This is a genomic window from Flavivirga amylovorans (genome assembly GCF_030540875.1).
Lineage (GTDB): Bacteria > Bacteroidota > Bacteroidia > Flavobacteriales > Flavobacteriaceae > Flavivirga > Flavivirga amylovorans.
In genome coordinates this window covers 1,206,519-1,221,928 of the sequence record NZ_JAUOEM010000001.1, presented here as the reverse complement: position 1 = coordinate 1,221,928, position 15,410 = coordinate 1,206,519, and the positions used below count along the sequence as shown (strand labels likewise).

Sequence of the window (15,410 nt, the reverse complement as noted above, 5' to 3'; positions counted from 1 at the left end):
TATAATTCATCAGGTTTTTTTTTGGTTTAAGGTGTTAATAATAAATAAAAACAATGTTAAAGTCTATTAATTCTTATCAGCTAACAATTAAAAAGACCTTAATTTGAAAATCAACAACTACAAACTAAAAAATGAAATACTTCATTTTTATTCTTTTACCATTTTCGATGGTTTCACAAAACATTACAGGAAAAGTGTATGATAAAGAAACCACTGTTAAAGGCATTGATGTTTTTAATCTTAGCAAACAAACCAGAGCATACACAGATGACTATGGAAGCTTTACTATGGAAGCAACTATAGGTGATACTCTTTCATTTCATTCCATATTTCATAATAAAAAAATTGTAAAACTTAATGACTCTCATTTTAATGGTGTCGTAGTCTTTGAATTAAGTAAAACAATAAATAGACTTAAAGAAATACTAGTACAAAATAACATAACACCAAAAGAATTCAATTCAACTAAAGAGAAAGTCGTAATAAAAGAGCAAGTCGCTAATGACATGAAACGAAATCTCCATCTATATGATTCATATTCTAAGTATGGGCTAGATCTAGTTAGAGCTACAAAATTGATTCGTTCACTTTTCAAAAAGAAAAAAAGAAAAAACGCCCCTACAGCTCCTATATTGTACAAAGACTTAGATTCTTTATTTTCTAATGACCCCTTTTTTAATGAAGAATTACTTACTAATAATTTAACCATCCCTAAAGAACACGAACAACTCTTTTTAAGTTATTGTGAAGCAAAAGAACTAGACAAAAAATTACTCAAAAACGAAAATAAAATTATACTTCTAGATAGTATGGTAACATACAGCCAAGCATTTTTAAAAATAATTAAAGACTCTAAAAAAAAGTGAACCCTGATCTTTTTTTAGAGCCCCGTTTTATTCATTATGAGCTCATGAATCTTGCAATTTCACGGTAATGCCAATTTCTACAGAACCCTCAATGCTTAGTCTTAAGGAATAATTTTTGATTAAAATATAAGGGTATTATACTAAATCCTAGCTTCAAAAGTTATATTTTTAGCCATCAAAAACGTTTGCTTTTAATGAAACATTACTTATACTTTATTTTCACCATAGGATTTTTAATGCTTTGGAGTTCTTGTCGTAAGGATTTTGAATTTTCTCCAAGTACCGGTAACCTTGAGTTTTCTAAGGATACTGTTTATTTAGATACTGTTTTTACTAATATTGGTTCTAGCACTTATAACTTAAAAGTATATAATAGAAGCAATGAAGATATCTCCATCCCTTCACTAAGATTAGCATTAGGTGAAAACTCTAATTACAGGTTAAATGTAGATGGTCTTGCTGGTAAAGTTTTTGAAAATGTAGAAATATTAGCCAAGGATAGTTTATTTATTTTTGTAGAATCGACCATAGATATTACTAATTTTCCAAATCCAAACGGTAATTTTCTATATACCGATCAAATTGAATTTGATGCGAATGCAAATCTTCAAAAAGTAGAACTTGTTACGCTAGTACAAGATGCCGTATTTATTTATCCGAACAGAGATAACACCACCAAAATTATAGAAACACTAACACTTGATATTGGCGGAGAGTTAACCGAAACCGAATTACAAGGACGCGAATTATTACCAACAGAGCTTACTTTTACAAATGAAAAGCCTTATGTTATCTATGGTTTTGCCACCGTACCAAGCGGAGAGACCTTAACTATTGAGGCTGGTGCTAGAATACATTTCCATAATAACTCAGGAATTATTGTATCCAATAATGGGTCATTACAAGTTAATGGTATGTACAGTAACGACAGAGACTTATTAGAAAATGAAGTTATCTTTGAAGGGGATCGTTTAGAACCCGCTTTTTCTGATACTCCAGGACAATGGGGAACTATTTGGCTACTAGATGGGAGCACTAATAATTCAATAAACTACGCTACTATTAAAAATGCATCCGTAGGTATTCTATGTGACGGTAATCCTAATGCTATTTCAGATAAACTTACTATATCCAATTCGCAAATTTATAATTCCAGCAATTTTGGTCTTCTAGGAAGAAATACGTCTATTTCTGGAGAAAACATCGTTATTAATAATACAGGGCTATCATCTTTTGCAGGAACCTTAGGAGGCAGCTATAATTTTACGCACAGTACTATTGCGAACTATTGGAATAACGGGTCTAGGCAATTCCCTTCATTATTACTCAACAATTTTGTTTTAGACGAAAACAATAATGCTACGATAGCAGATTTAACAGAAGCTAACTTTAATAATTGTATTATTTATGGAAATAATGACTCAGAAATTCTACTTGATGAAATTGAGGATGATGCAGTCGTGTTCAATTTTAAATTCACAAATTGTTTAATTCGTTTTGAAAATAGAAATAACGGTCTCACTGGTCCTAATTATGATTTAACTGATACAAATCATTACGAAGGAACTATTTTTAATGAAAATCCTAATTTTCTAGATACATCTCTTAACAAATTAATGATTGGAGAGGAATCTGCAGCCATTAATCAAGGACTTCCAGTTTTTGCTACTCAAGTACCTTTAGATATTTTAAATGTAAATAGAACAGCTTCACCTGATTTGGGAGCCTATCAACATATAACGTTTCCTGAGTAAGAATCATACAATAAATTTAATAAAAAATGAGTTGTCATATCGAATGAGGCACGATTGAGATATCTCATACGCTTGATATCAATAACCTTTAATAGTGGATTCCTGCCTGCGCAGGAATGACAAAAAACAAAAAATCCTGCATAAAGCAGGATTTTTAATTAACACTTATTTAAAGTTTATATAAACAAAGGTTTATCCTTCATCATAACATTCACTTTATCTTTTATAGTTTCTAAAACCGATTCATCTTCAAAATTAGTAATCACTTCATCAACCAATTCTACAATAGCTAACATATCTTCTTCTTTTAATCCACGGGTCGTAACAGCAGAAACACCTAAACGAATTCCAGACGTTACAAACGGTGATTTATCATCAAAAGGCACCATGTTTTTGTTTACTGTAATATCAGCTTTCACTAAAGCCTGCTCAGCATCTTTACCAGAAAGATTTTTGTTACGCAAATCAATCAACATACAGTGATTATCTGTTCCTCCAGAGATAATATTATACCCCTTAGCTACTAAAGCATCCGCCATAGTTGACGCATTCTGCTTTACTTGTAACTGGTAGTTTAAAAAGATATCTGTTAACGCTTCTCCAAAAGCAATCGCTTTGGCTGCTATAATATGCTCCAATGGCCCTCCTTGATTTCCAGGAAAAACAGCTGAATCTAATAACGATGACATTTTACGTAAGTTTCCATTCTTCAAAGTAATTCCAAATGGGTTATCAAAATCCTGTCCCATCATGATAATTCCTCCTCTTGGACCTCTTAAAGTCTTGTGAGTTGTTGTGGTAACAATATGACAATGCGGTAGTGGATCGTTTAGAATACCTTTAGCAATTAATCCAGCAGGATGTGAGATATCTGCCATTAAAATAGCTCCTACGCTATCTGCAATCACTCTAAAACGTTCAAAATCAATATCACGAGAATAAGCAGAGGCGCCAGCAATAATTAATTTTGGTTGCTCTTTAGTGGCTACTTCTTGAATTTTATCATAATTTAAAACACCCGTCTCCTGCTCTACGCCATAAAATACAGGATTGTAAAGTTTACCAGAAAAGTTTACTGGAGATCCGTGCGTTAAATGTCCACCGTGAGATAAATCGAACCCTAAGATTTTATCTCCTGGTTTTAAACACGCGTGATAAACGGCTGTGTTTGCCTGACTTCCCGAATGCGGTTGTACATTTACATATGCAGCACCAAACAATGCTTTTGCTCTATCTATAGCAATTTGCTCAACTTCATCAACAACTTCACAACCGCCATAATATCGTTTCCCAGGATAGCCTTCAGCATATTTATTTGTTAACACAGAGCCAGCTGCTTCCATAACCTGGTCACTAACAAAGTTCTCTGACGCAATAAGTTCAATACCATGTAATTGGCGTTCTTTTTCTGCTTGAATAAGTTCAAAAATTTGTTCGTCTCGTTGCATAAAATTAAATTATCGTTAAATATTCGGCAAAAATAGGAAATAGAATAGTTAATAACATCAAAAAAGATTTATTTACTGCGAAGTTTTTAACCATTTTATTAACGGTTATATTAAATCTATATTTTCATACATTTTTTCATTTAAAATAAAAAAAATGTGTAGGTTTGATAAGAATTTAATAAACAATAAATACATTTCAAGTTATGCCATTATCAGCTAACAATCCAGATAGAAAGTCGTGGTTACACGTAGATAAAAATTCAGATTTTCCAATTCAGAATATTCCTTTTGGCGTTTTCTTAACTCGAGACGATATCATTACTATAGGAACTCGTATTGGTGATACAGCCATAGACCTTGGTGCCTTGCATCAATTAGGATATTTTAAAGACATCCCTTTAACAGAGGATATTTTTCTTCAAGATACTTTAAATGATTTTATTGCAGATGGTAGAAAAACATGGCGTTTAGTACGCAATAGAATTGCTAATATTTTTGATTCTGAAAACACATCACTTAAAAACAATAAAAAACATAAAGAAATTGTATTATTTCGTTTAGATGAAATTGAAATGCAATTACCTGTACAAATTGGGGATTATACAGATTTCTATTCAAGTAAAGAACATGCTACTAATGTAGGTACCATGTTTAGGGATCCAGACAATGCCTTATTACCAAACTGGCTACACATCCCTGTTGGATATCATGGTAGAAGTTCTTCTATTATCCCTTCTGGAATTCCAGTTCACAGACCTCAAGGACAAACCTTGCCTGGAGATGCTAAAGAGCCTATTTTCGGACCAAGCAAATTAGTCGATTTTGAATTAGAGATGGCTTTTATTACTACTGATGCCAATGATTTAGGTGAACCTATTCCTATTGAAGAAGCTGAAGAATATATTTTTGGCCTTGTTGTTTTTAACGATTGGAGTGCTAGAGACATTCAAAAATGGGAATATGTGCCACTAGGGCCTTTTTTAGCTAAAAATTTTGCATCTTCAATCTCACCATGGATTGTAACGCTGGATGCCTTAGAACCTTACAGAGTACAAGGGCCTAAGCCTATAAAACCACAACTAGACTATCTTAAATATAAAGGAAAAAAGAGCTTCGATATTAATTTAGAAGTCGCCATACAACCAAAAGGGGCCAAAGAAACTGTTGTTAGTAAATCAAACTTTAAACATATGTATTGGAACATGGCACAACAATTAACACATCATACTGTTAATGGGTGTCCTATAAATTCTGGTGATATGATGGGAAGTGGTACTATTTCTGGGCCTACACCAGATTCTTATGGTTCTATGCTAGAACTTTCGTGGAAAGGTGAAAAACCACTTAAAATGAAAGATGGCACGGAGCGTAAGTTTATAAATGACCATGATACAGTAATTATGAGAGGGTATTGCGAAAAAGACGGGACTAGAATCGGCTTTGGTGAAGTATCAACAAAATTACTTCCAGTTTTTAATCCTAAAAAAGTAAAGTAATTAACGCTTAACTTATTATATGCTGCTTTTCTTTTAATAGCTTATTCACTGTAAGCTTATTAAAAAATCATTTTTTTACATTTCAGAGTAAAAACTTACAAAATACATAATTAAAATTCATTTAAACCTATTTATTGGTGTTTTGTCTGATTTTTTAGTATTTTGGCACAACTATTGGATTAGTGCCCTAAGTAACCTATAATATTAAATCTATGAAAAAACTACTACTTTTTACAATAAGTCTTTTTATGCTTATGGCTTGTGGTGGAAAAAAACAAGTAGAAGCTGCCGTTAATTCAGGCAACTACGATCAAGCAATAACAACAGCTTTAAATAAGTTAAGGACTAATAAAAACAAAAAACGCAAATTCGATTATGTTTTAATGCTGCAAGACGCATATAACAAAGCAACGGAACGCGATTTAAATAGTATAGAGCATTTAAAAAAAGATAAGAATCCTGAACTTTATAGAGAGATTTACGAAATCTACATGGACTTAAATGCGCGTCAGGAAGCCATCAAACCTATTTTACCGCTAAATGTAAACGGTAGAAATGTTTCTTTTAAATTCAACGATTACAGTAATGATATTGTACAGTCTCGTGAGACTGTTTCGGATTACTTGTATGAAAAAGGCTTGGATTTATTAGAATTAGACGATAAAGCACGAATTAGAGAAGCCTACAACGTTTTAAATTATGTTGAATCTATCAATCCTAATTATGAAATGACTAGAGACTTAATGATAGAAGCTCATCAACGAGGTACTGCCTATGTAAGTGTTACAATTCAAAATCGTACCAATCAAATTATTCCGCAACGTTTAGAAGACGATTTACTAAACTTTGATACCTATGGATTAAATCAATTCTGGACGGTATATCACGCACAACCTGATAAGAAAGTTGCGTATGACTATGCAATGCAACTACAGTTAAAACAAATTAATATTTCACCAGAACATATTAAAGAACGTGAATTTATAAGAGAAAGGGAAGTCGTTGATGGTTGGGAATATGAATTAGACAGTAAAGGCAATGTTGTTAAAGATAGTTTAGGCAACGATATAAAAATTGACAAAATAATTAGAGTAAAAGCACGTTTTAACGAATTTACTCAAATAAAATCCACACAAGTTATTGCAGATGTTGTGTATTTAGATATAAAAACAAAGCAATTACTGGACACATTTACTATTGATAGCGAATTTATTTTTGAAAATCTTTTTGCCAGAGTACGAGGCGATAAAAGAGCTTTAGAATCTGAAGATCGAAAAATATTAAATAACAGAAGAGTCCCCTTCCCTAGTAATGAACAAATGGTTTATGATACAGGAGAAGATCTCAAGCTAAAACTCAAAGATATTATTAGCTCTTATAGAGTTAAAGTTTAACAAAGAGGCTGTCTAAAAAAGTGTCATTCAGAATGAAATGAAGAATCTCTTTAAATTAAACATTTTGAATACCAGCGTGTTGAGATTTTTCGGCTGCGCTCAAAATGACAACTTATAGACTTTTTAGACAGCCTCTTTTATGTTTTTTTGGAAGTTTTACAATTTATCGTTCCGTATATAAATGGTTGTGTTTTAAAAAACGTCATGTAAATGCTATTTTAATTCGAATTCGCAGAAATAAACTTTTTAATATTGTCTTCAACTCTTTTAAGCTCCTTATCTTCTTCATTCAGTCCGTCTGTCAGTCCTAATTCGTTATTAAAACGCTTAATGACGAGAGTGAGGAGATTAGGTTGAGTCTCGATAATATTATTAACTACGTTCATTACTTTTTTTAATCGGTAAGGTGAAATTCGGAGTTCTTTGATAATTAAATCAATTGTTAACTTATCATTTTTACCCCCGAAGTATAAATATTCCATTAGTGAGTTCAACTTATCCTCGTTTATGTTTACATTCCCTAATAAAGTATTAATGAATTCATTATTCCCTTTTAATCGAATGTGATTTGGTCTACTGGTGTCGAGATCTTTTATTAAGGGAAATTCTCGTACTTTGTTAACAAACATTTTAATAAAGCTTACCCTTTTCAATCGGTCTACACTCCAAATTGAAAAAGGAGTTCCTCGCAAGAGATTGTCTGTCGCATCATTTATAGGACTTTCCTCATCAAATAATGTTTTGTCATTATTCCAATCACTAATAATAGTATCCAGTCCAAAACTAAACATGGGAACAAGTACATTTTGGTGCTTGTTGATCTGGAAATTGGTACCTAATTTAGCATTTGCCATACGTTTTAGTATATCTAATTCAGGTGATTCTTCTGTCCTAAGGATATTGTATTGCATATTGTTGATGACCGTTTCGATTAAACGTTTTTCTGGACGCTTCTTTCTTAATAAAAGAAAATAGAGGGATAAAAAACCAAACATAGGCTGCTCAAATTTTTCATTGAGCAATTCATTCATGGTGTCTTTTGGTAAATTATCGAACTGAAAATTAGCAAGACGATCTAAAGCAATATCGGTAGAAATAGTATGTTTGTTTTCAGGTTGAAAAGCGTTATAACCTTCATTGTAAAATATTTTTAGTGAACGATATAGTGGAACGTTTTTTACAGTTAAAAAGAGGTTTGCTTTTATCTGGGGATAAATATAGACAGGAAAACACCAGGCCTTATTTCTAAGCTCTACTTCAACGAAGTATTGACCAGGACTAAACTCGCCAGAATAAGCCATCCAATACCCCCTTTCATCCAGTTTTGAATTCGAGGTATTTATTTCACGAATAACTTGTTGAGATTTGTCCAGAATGAATATTCTAAATTTTTCAGGTCTTATAGTTTGCCGATCTAAATCGCTACTTCTAAGGAATATAAAAAAACCTGTTTCCTGAAAATGTTTGTTACCTGATGCTGGATCAGTAAGTTGACTACTATATTTCAAGCCATCAAAAAGTTTACTTTCACTTGTAGTTACGGCATCATAAAGAGGCATCGATGAATAAATTGGAGAAGGAACGTTGATCGATTTATCTCCATCTAAACGAATTTTAACTTGCTTAACGATACCATTTAGTTCAGCTTCAAGAAAATAAACCCCCTTATCAAGCTCAATTGTTCTGTCGGTATGTATGCCTTCTAATTGAGGTTCATCATATCCATCATACAAGGAATAAGAAATCTCATTATTGAAACAATGTATGTTTAAGTTGAATTTCATAATTAGAAAAGAATAGTTTGAGTAGAGTCCGAAGGAAGTACCTTGTAGGTTTCTTCTTTCTGGGTAGTGACTTCAACAAGAGTGTAACGTCCTTTTGTTAACTCCATATGATTCCATACATTAGATGATATGTCTTCCTCTTTAATAATGTCTAGATTTGGAGAGAGCAATTGAATTAAGCCTGTGCGTTCAGGTTTGAAATTAATTTTGATATTCACTAAATTCTTACTTACTCCGAATACTGAGTCATCGTTTAAAGCATTGTAAATGTCGGCTCTTTGAGGTTTTTGCTTTCGGTTGGCTTCAAGTTTTACATACCTATCGAGATAATTTTTTAATTCAGAAGCTGTAACTCCTGTCCCACTAGACGCATCACCCCATAATGCATCTAATAGCACTTTTGTAAAAATGCCGTTGTATTCTTCTTTTAATGCCTCGTCTTCTAAATTATCATCTGAAAAGCTGGCTTCATAAGCAGCGTTCAAGTGCCTGGTAGAATGGGCTATAAATTTGCCAACATCAGAAGCGTCTTCGCTTCTTCCATAACCTACAATAGGATGAAGGCCAGTGATTTCTATTGGTGAACGACAGCAATCGAGAAAGAAAATAACTTCTTTAAACTTACCCCAATTCACAAATTCATTTAAATAAGCATCCGATTTTAAGGCTGAGTTTCTCATGCCAAACAATTTCCAGTTAGCTAAAGCCAGAGCAATACTCATTTCTTCAATACCAAAACCATGACCACTAAAGTAGAAATATAAGCGCCTACCAGGTTGATCTGCTTGGCTTACTTTTTCATACAAGTCAGTAAGAGCTTGATCTACTTGGGAGTGGATAGGTGATACAGGGTTTGCCGTAGAAGTAATAATGTTAATATTTTCTTCGGAGACACCTCCACCTTTTTCTGTATTCAATAACCACTTACTAAAAAGTTCAATATCTTTTTTGGGCCCTTTTAATGATCTAAATTCAGGATAATCCCAGATACCGATTAAAAGTGCATAGTCATTTTGTTGGATTGCCATTATTATCGAATTATGGTTTGCAGACTTTGCTGGGTGGCTGGATCATTATCAAAATCTCCATGTTTTTTAGATTCACTTCTTTTTCCATTTGGAGCTGTAGTATTAGTTACAGAAAATACTATTCGCTCTTCTGATGGGGAGTAAATGAACTCATTCGCTTTTTGGAGTTCTGGCTTATTATAAGGCTTTACAGCTTCAATGTGTCTTTCTAGCCCTAGGATGTATTCATCGTATCCATTTTCTAAGAATCCAGAAATTAAATAAAGAAGTGAGCGAGGGTATATTTTACCTAAAAGGTGATCTCTAGTTTCGTAATGATCACTCATAGTAAACATTCGAAATCTTTTAAACTTTGATGAATTATCTACAATATGACTGTTGAATAATTCCACTTTACAGGCAGGCGCTAAAAATGAAATGGTTTCGAACGAACAATTACGGTTTTCTGAAACTACAAGGTTTAGAAAATGACAAATAACAATTGCTCCTGCACTATGTCCAACTAGATTGACTTTCGTGCTAGGGTTCTCATTAATATAGTCTTCTAACTGGCCAAAAAAGTAGCGTCCAGCGTGGAGATTATCACCACTTAAACCCGTGTTAGAATTCCACATTTCTTTAGCCTTAAGTTTCATTCCATCCCAAACCCAAGCCCCAAGATCATCAATATAAAGTTCGCGCAAGAGTTCCTCAAAGATGGTGGCCATTCCACCGTGATCTCTTTTTTGAACAAAACGCTTAACAATTCGCCAAGTAACTTTACCTAACGTCACTAAAAGTGTCCCCCATCCTCTAGAGGCTTCATCATTAATATCGTTTTTAATATCTTCTGAAAATAGTAAAATGCCATCGGTATCTGATGCTATAAGTTCTTCAAATTCTGGATCGTTTTGAGCTTCCTTTCTAATTTCATTTTCAAAAGACAATTTGTCCATCTCTAATTCTTCTATCGAATTATAGAATAAACCGCCACGAGTACCTTCATCCATGGCATCCAAAAAGGCAAAAGGCTCCTCTTTTTCAAGCTCTTTTTCTATATCTATGTCCTTAATATCATTGCCTCCCTTTCCGTCAATAGACAAACCATATTTTTTAGCAACAACCTTAGCTGCTTTTTTTAGAATCCATTTAAAAATTTTTGTTTTGTGGATGGTCATGATACGATCTTCAATCGTTTCAAATAAACCGCTCTCCCAAACAAAAGTAATTGGATGACTTCCTACTTCGCTGTACACTGGCGTCATCATTTTAGCTACAGCCATACCACTCTTTTCATTCACTAGTCCGCCATGGACATGAACAGTTATATTTCTAATTTCATTATTTCGAAGGTGTTCAAAAATAAGATCTACATCTTCTGGGAAGGATTTAACTTGTCCACTCTCTTTAAAAGTTCCATTATCTCCTATGTTAATATAGTTCAGTTTGTTCATCATATATTCTTAAAGCTTATATAAATAATCAATTTTTAGCACCAATACTTTTTGTGCCTATAAGTTATAATTCAGGGGTTATTATTCTGTTACATTCTATGTAGATAATGATAAATACTATTTAAGAATGAAAACTAACTTGTTCTTTATTTTAATTCCCCGTGTCTGTCTGATATAAAATTATTTAAATATTTTACATCAGATCGATAAACGAAATTAGAATTTTCTTACGTTAAAACCAACAATCTAATTATCAACATATTAACAAGTTTTAAACAAAAAACATGTCATACAAATAAGATTACTGCTCTAATATAATAGCGATTTATTTCTTTTCAAAAACCCCAAAAAGCTCTTGACCAGCTCTATCAGAGACCGAATTATAGGCTTCTTCAAATGTTTTTGCTTCGAAATACTTAGAAAATAAGCTTGAATATTCTTGTTTTGTACCTCCAAAAGGTCGGTTTGTAAAATTGTCACCGGAAAGAGGCATATTAAACCATAAACCAACCAATTTTCCTTTAGGCTTTAAAAGCTCATGCATTTTCTTTGCATACATTTCCCTATTATTATCTATAGGTGGAAAGGAACACATAAAGGTTTGTTCAATAATTAAATCAAAAGTATCATCAAGATTAAAAAAATCACCATGTAAAATTTGATTATCAGGAAAATCGGGAACTCTATCCTTAAAATTCTTTAGCGGAAGTTCAGAAATATCTATAATATAAGTATTATTAAAACCTGATTTATACAGGTATTCAGCCTCATAAGCATTCCCTGCGCCAGGCACTAAGATCTTAATATCTTTATTTTTTAATTGATCTATATAACAACGAATAGGATCGGAAACGCGTCCCAAATCCCATCCTGTAGATTCATCAATATATCGTTTAGACCAATAAGTCTCTAATTCTTTTTGATTGTTTTTTTGCACTATAACATAAATTATAAAAAAATATATCTATACAAATCTACTTAAATCAATCTCATTAATAGCACCATGAGAAGCATGAGCAACCACTACCCCATTTTTAATAACCAGTAGTTGAGGCGATTCATGAATCACTTGAAACTTATAACCAACCTCATTAGAAAGATCACGATAGTTTAGTAAGTCCAAATAATACAGATCTAAGTCTTTTTCGGTTAAATTGTAACTACCTACAAACTGCCTCATAACCATACTACTAATACCACAACGGGTCGAGTGTTTAAAGATAACCTGCGTTTTGGTAGCCGACTTTTTTTCTATAAAATCCAATTGAGGGATTTGGTTTAAAGGAATCCAAGGTATGGTCTTCTCTTCTTTTGTTTCATTTGTCCCTCCAAAAAGTTTATTTAATAATCCCATAGCAAATATTATATTTTATCGCTCCCTCGAAGGAGGGCATCTCATTATAATCATTAATTCAACAAATAAGTCGCAATACTTTTTAAATCTTACAAACTGACTAAAAGTCAGCGTAACAACCGCTTTAAACGACATTTTGTCTGATAATTCTCAACGGTAAGATTCTTGACTAATAGCTTGTAAAGAAAATAAAATTACTGTTATGAATTTAAACAATTATACAATAAAATCTCAAGAAGCCATACAACAAGCACAACAAATTGCACAAGGTTTCTCGCATCAACAAATAGAAAATGAACACCTATTTAAAGGTATTTTTGAAGTTGATGAAAACGTATTACCATTCATCCTAAAAAAATTAAATGTAAATATATCCATACTTAAACAAGCTTTAGATAAACAATTAGAAAGCTTTTCGAAAGTTACTGGTAGTGAGCTTATGGTATCCCGAGAAGCGGGAAAAAGCCTTAATGAAGCTTCTATCATTGCTAAAAAGATGAAGGATGACTTCGTTTCTATTGAACATCTTATTCTAGCTGTTTTTAAATCAAACAGTAAAATAGCACAGATGTTGAAAGACCAAGGCGTTAATGAAAAAGGTTTAAAAGCTGCTATTGAAGAATTGCGTAAAGGAGAAAGTGTAACCTCTCAAAGCCAGGAAGACACCTATAACTCATTAAATAAATACGCGAAAAATCTAAACCAATTAGCAAAAGATGGAAAATTAGATCCTGTTATTGGTCGTGATGAAGAAATACGACGTATTCTTCAAATTTTATCGCGCAGAACCAAAAACAACCCGATACTTGTTGGAGAGCCCGGAACTGGTAAAACAGCCATTGCTGAAGGTCTGGCTCATAGAATTATTGATGGTGATATTCCTGAAAACCTTAAAGACAAACAAATTTTTGCTTTAGATATGGGCGCTCTTATTGCTGGCGCAAAATATAAAGGCGAGTTTGAAGAACGTTTAAAAGCCGTCATTAAAGAAGTAACCACAAGTGAAGGTGACATTGTTTTGTTTATAGATGAAATTCATACACTGGTAGGTGCTGGTGGCGGACAAGGTGCTATGGATGCAGCCAATATATTGAAACCTGCTTTAGCACGAGGCGAATTACGAGCCATTGGAGCAACCACTTTAGATGAGTATCAAAAATACTTTGAAAAAGACAAAGCCTTAGAGCGTCGTTTTCAAAAAGTGATCGTTGACGAACCAGATACAGAAAGTGCTATTTCTATATTACGTGGTATTAAAGAAAAATACGAAACGCATCATAAAGTTCGTATTAAAGACGAAGCTATTATTGGAGCTGTAGAATTATCCGAACGCTATATAACCAATCGTTTTCTTCCAGATAAAGCCATTGATTTAATGGATGAAGCTGCTTCTAAACTGCGTATGGAAATCAATTCTAAACCAGAAGAACTAGATGTTTTAGATAGAAAAATCATGCAATTAGAAATTGAAATTGAAGCTATTAAGCGTGAAAAAGATGAATCTAAACTAAAATCACTTAGATCTGACCTGGCAAACATAAAAGAAACCAGAAATGAAATTAATGCGAAATGGAAAAGTGAAAAAGAAGTGGTTGACAATATCCAAAACACAAAACAAGATATTGAAAACTATAAACTAGAAGCAGAACGTGCCGAACGTGATGGAGACTACGGTAAGGTAGCAGAACTACGGTATGGAAAAATTAAAGACGCTCAAGAGCAACTGGAGGCTTATCAAAAACAATTACAAGCACAATCCGAGAATTCATTAATAAAAGAAGAGGTAACCTATGATGATATTGCAGAAGTAGTTGCTAAATGGACAGGAATTCCAGTAACAAAAATGGTTCAAAGTGAGCGTGAAAAACTGCTTAAACTTGAAACAGAATTGCATAAACGTGTTGTAGGTCAAGAAGAAGCTATTGTCGCTGTTAGTGATGCCGTTAGAAGAAGTCGAGCAGGTTTACAAAATTCTAAAAAACCAATCGGCACATTTCTTTTTTTAGGAACAACAGGGGTAGGGAAAACGGAATTGGCTAAAGCCCTGGCTGATTATCTTTTTGATGATGAAAATGCCATGACTCGTATCGATATGAGTGAATATCAAGAACGGCATGCTGTAAGCAGACTAGTTGGCGCCCCTCCAGGCTACGTTGGGTACGATGAGGGCGGTCAGTTAACAGAAGCTGTTAGACGTAAGCCTTATTCCGTAGTGCTTTTGGATGAAATAGAAAAAGCACATCCAGATACGTTTAATATTTTATTACAAGTACTAGATGAAGGGCATCTAACCGATAATAAAGGGCGTATAGCAGATTTTAAAAATACGATTATTATAATGACCTCAAATATAGGAAGCCATTTAATACAAGAACGCTTTGAAGCCACAAAGCATATTGATTCCGCAATGGAATCGGCAAAAACAGATGTCTTAGGTTTATTAAAGCAAAGTGTACGTCCAGAATTTATAAATAGGATTGACGACATCATTATGTTTACGCCCCTTAGCAAAGAAGATATTTCCGCTATAGTTAGTTTGCAAATAAAAGCGCTAACAAAAATGATAGGCCAGCAAGGTATTACTTTTGATGCTACACAGGAAGCCATAGACTATTTAGCCGAAAAAGGATATCATCCTGAATACGGTGCCAGACCTGTAAAACGCGTTATTCAAAAGGAAGTTCTCAATGCTTTAAGTAAAGAGATTTTAGCAGGAAAAGTAACAACAGATAGTATCATTTTACTTGACTGCTTCGATAATTCGTTGGTTTTTAGAAATCAAAACAACATAGTTGAAAATGTTTAAAATATAATCCATTTAGGTTGGTAGGATGAAAAGCAACGTGAGTTTTA

The 15,410-nt window shown here is 33.2% G+C and carries 11 protein-coding genes; 5 read left to right on the top strand and 6 right to left on the bottom strand.

All coding sequences use genetic code 11. The annotated features are described in order from the left end of the window. Positions 1–131 precede the first annotated feature (131 nt). Entirely contained in the window at positions 132–866 is a 735-nt protein-coding gene (locus tag Q4Q39_RS04925) for a BamP family beta-assembly machinery protein (RefSeq protein ID WP_303281263.1), read from the top strand. Positions 867–1,060: 194 nt separating this feature from the next. After that, the gene (locus Q4Q39_RS04920; RefSeq protein WP_303281262.1) at positions 1,061–2,620 is read left to right on the top strand and encodes a hypothetical protein; all 1,560 of its coding nucleotides are present in this window, start codon (positions 1,061–1,063) and stop codon (positions 2,618–2,620) included. Positions 2,621–2,796: 176 nt separating this feature from the next. Here the strand turns inward: Q4Q39_RS04920 and glyA are convergent, their stop codons facing one another. Then, the gene (glyA, locus tag Q4Q39_RS04915) at positions 2,797–4,068 is read right to left on the bottom strand and encodes a serine hydroxymethyltransferase (RefSeq protein WP_303281261.1); all 1,272 of its coding nucleotides are present in this window, start codon (positions 4,066–4,068) and stop codon (positions 2,797–2,799) included. Positions 4,069–4,271: 203 nt separating this feature from the next. Between glyA and fahA the strand changes: the two genes are divergently transcribed. Together fahA and Q4Q39_RS04905 are read left to right on the top strand one after the other, a co-directional pair. Beyond that, entirely contained in the window at positions 4,272–5,564 is a 1,293-nt protein-coding gene (fahA, locus tag Q4Q39_RS04910) for a fumarylacetoacetase (RefSeq protein WP_303281260.1), read from the top strand. Between the two features lie 212 nt (positions 5,565–5,776). Continuing rightward, positions 5,777–6,958 (top strand): hypothetical protein, encoded by a 1,182-nt coding sequence (locus Q4Q39_RS04905; protein ID WP_303281259.1) that lies wholly within the window; start codon positions 5,777–5,779, stop codon positions 6,956–6,958. Positions 6,959–7,176: 218 nt separating this feature from the next. On the opposite strand, the gene Q4Q39_RS04900 is transcribed toward Q4Q39_RS04905, so the two are convergent. From Q4Q39_RS04900 to ytxJ, 5 genes are all read right to left on the bottom strand, one after another. After that, entirely contained in the window at positions 7,177–8,742 is a 1,566-nt protein-coding gene (locus tag Q4Q39_RS04900; RefSeq protein ID WP_303281258.1) for a hypothetical protein, read from the bottom strand. Between the two features lie 2 nt (positions 8,743–8,744). Next, positions 8,745–9,770, bottom strand: coding sequence for a caspase family protein (locus Q4Q39_RS04895; RefSeq protein ID WP_303281257.1), 1,026 nt, complete (start codon positions 9,768–9,770; stop codon positions 8,745–8,747). Between the two features lie 2 nt (positions 9,771–9,772). Continuing rightward, the gene (locus Q4Q39_RS04890) at positions 9,773–11,206 is read right to left on the bottom strand and encodes a hypothetical protein (RefSeq protein ID WP_303281256.1); all 1,434 of its coding nucleotides are present in this window, start codon (positions 11,204–11,206) and stop codon (positions 9,773–9,775) included. 322 nt (positions 11,207–11,528) lie between these two features. Beyond that, positions 11,529–12,140 (bottom strand): methyltransferase domain-containing protein, encoded by a 612-nt coding sequence (locus tag Q4Q39_RS04885; protein ID WP_303281255.1) that lies wholly within the window; start codon positions 12,138–12,140, stop codon positions 11,529–11,531. 27 nt (positions 12,141–12,167) lie between these two features. After that, entirely contained in the window at positions 12,168–12,557 is a 390-nt protein-coding gene (gene ytxJ / locus Q4Q39_RS04880; protein ID WP_303281254.1) for a bacillithiol system redox-active protein YtxJ, read from the bottom strand. Between the two features lie 202 nt (positions 12,558–12,759). Between ytxJ and clpB the strand changes: the two genes are divergently transcribed. Next, complete coding sequence (gene clpB / locus Q4Q39_RS04875; protein ID WP_303281253.1) at positions 12,760–15,363, top strand: ATP-dependent chaperone ClpB; 2,604 nt, start codon at positions 12,760–12,762, stop codon at positions 15,361–15,363. The last annotated feature ends 47 nt before the right edge of the window (positions 15,364–15,410 follow it).

Bases quoted from the DNA above. Each gene is read 5' to 3' on its own strand.
- Q4Q39_RS04895 (WP_303281257.1), bottom strand. From the start codon at position 9,770: ATGGCAATCCAACAAAATGACTATGCACTTTTAATCGGTATCTGGGAT.
- Q4Q39_RS04920 (WP_303281262.1), top strand. From the start codon at position 1,061: ATGAAACATTACTTATACTTTATTTTCACCATAGGATTTTTAATGCTT.
- clpB (WP_303281253.1), top strand. From the start codon at position 12,760: ATGAATTTAAACAATTATACAATAAAATCTCAAGAAGCCATACAACAA.
- Q4Q39_RS04900 (WP_303281258.1), bottom strand. From the start codon at position 8,742: ATGAAATTCAACTTAAACATACATTGTTTCAATAATGAGATTTCTTAT.
- Q4Q39_RS04905 (WP_303281259.1), top strand. From the start codon at position 5,777: ATGAAAAAACTACTACTTTTTACAATAAGTCTTTTTATGCTTATGGCT.
- glyA (WP_303281261.1), bottom strand. From the start codon at position 4,068: ATGCAACGAGACGAACAAATTTTTGAACTTATTCAAGCAGAAAAAGAA.
- ytxJ (WP_303281254.1), bottom strand. From the start codon at position 12,557: ATGGGATTATTAAATAAACTTTTTGGAGGGACAAATGAAACAAAAGAA.
- fahA (WP_303281260.1), top strand. From the start codon at position 4,272: ATGCCATTATCAGCTAACAATCCAGATAGAAAGTCGTGGTTACACGTA.
- Q4Q39_RS04925 (WP_303281263.1), top strand. From the start codon at position 132: ATGAAATACTTCATTTTTATTCTTTTACCATTTTCGATGGTTTCACAA.
- Q4Q39_RS04890 (WP_303281256.1), bottom strand. From the start codon at position 11,206: ATGATGAACAAACTGAACTATATTAACATAGGAGATAATGGAACTTTT.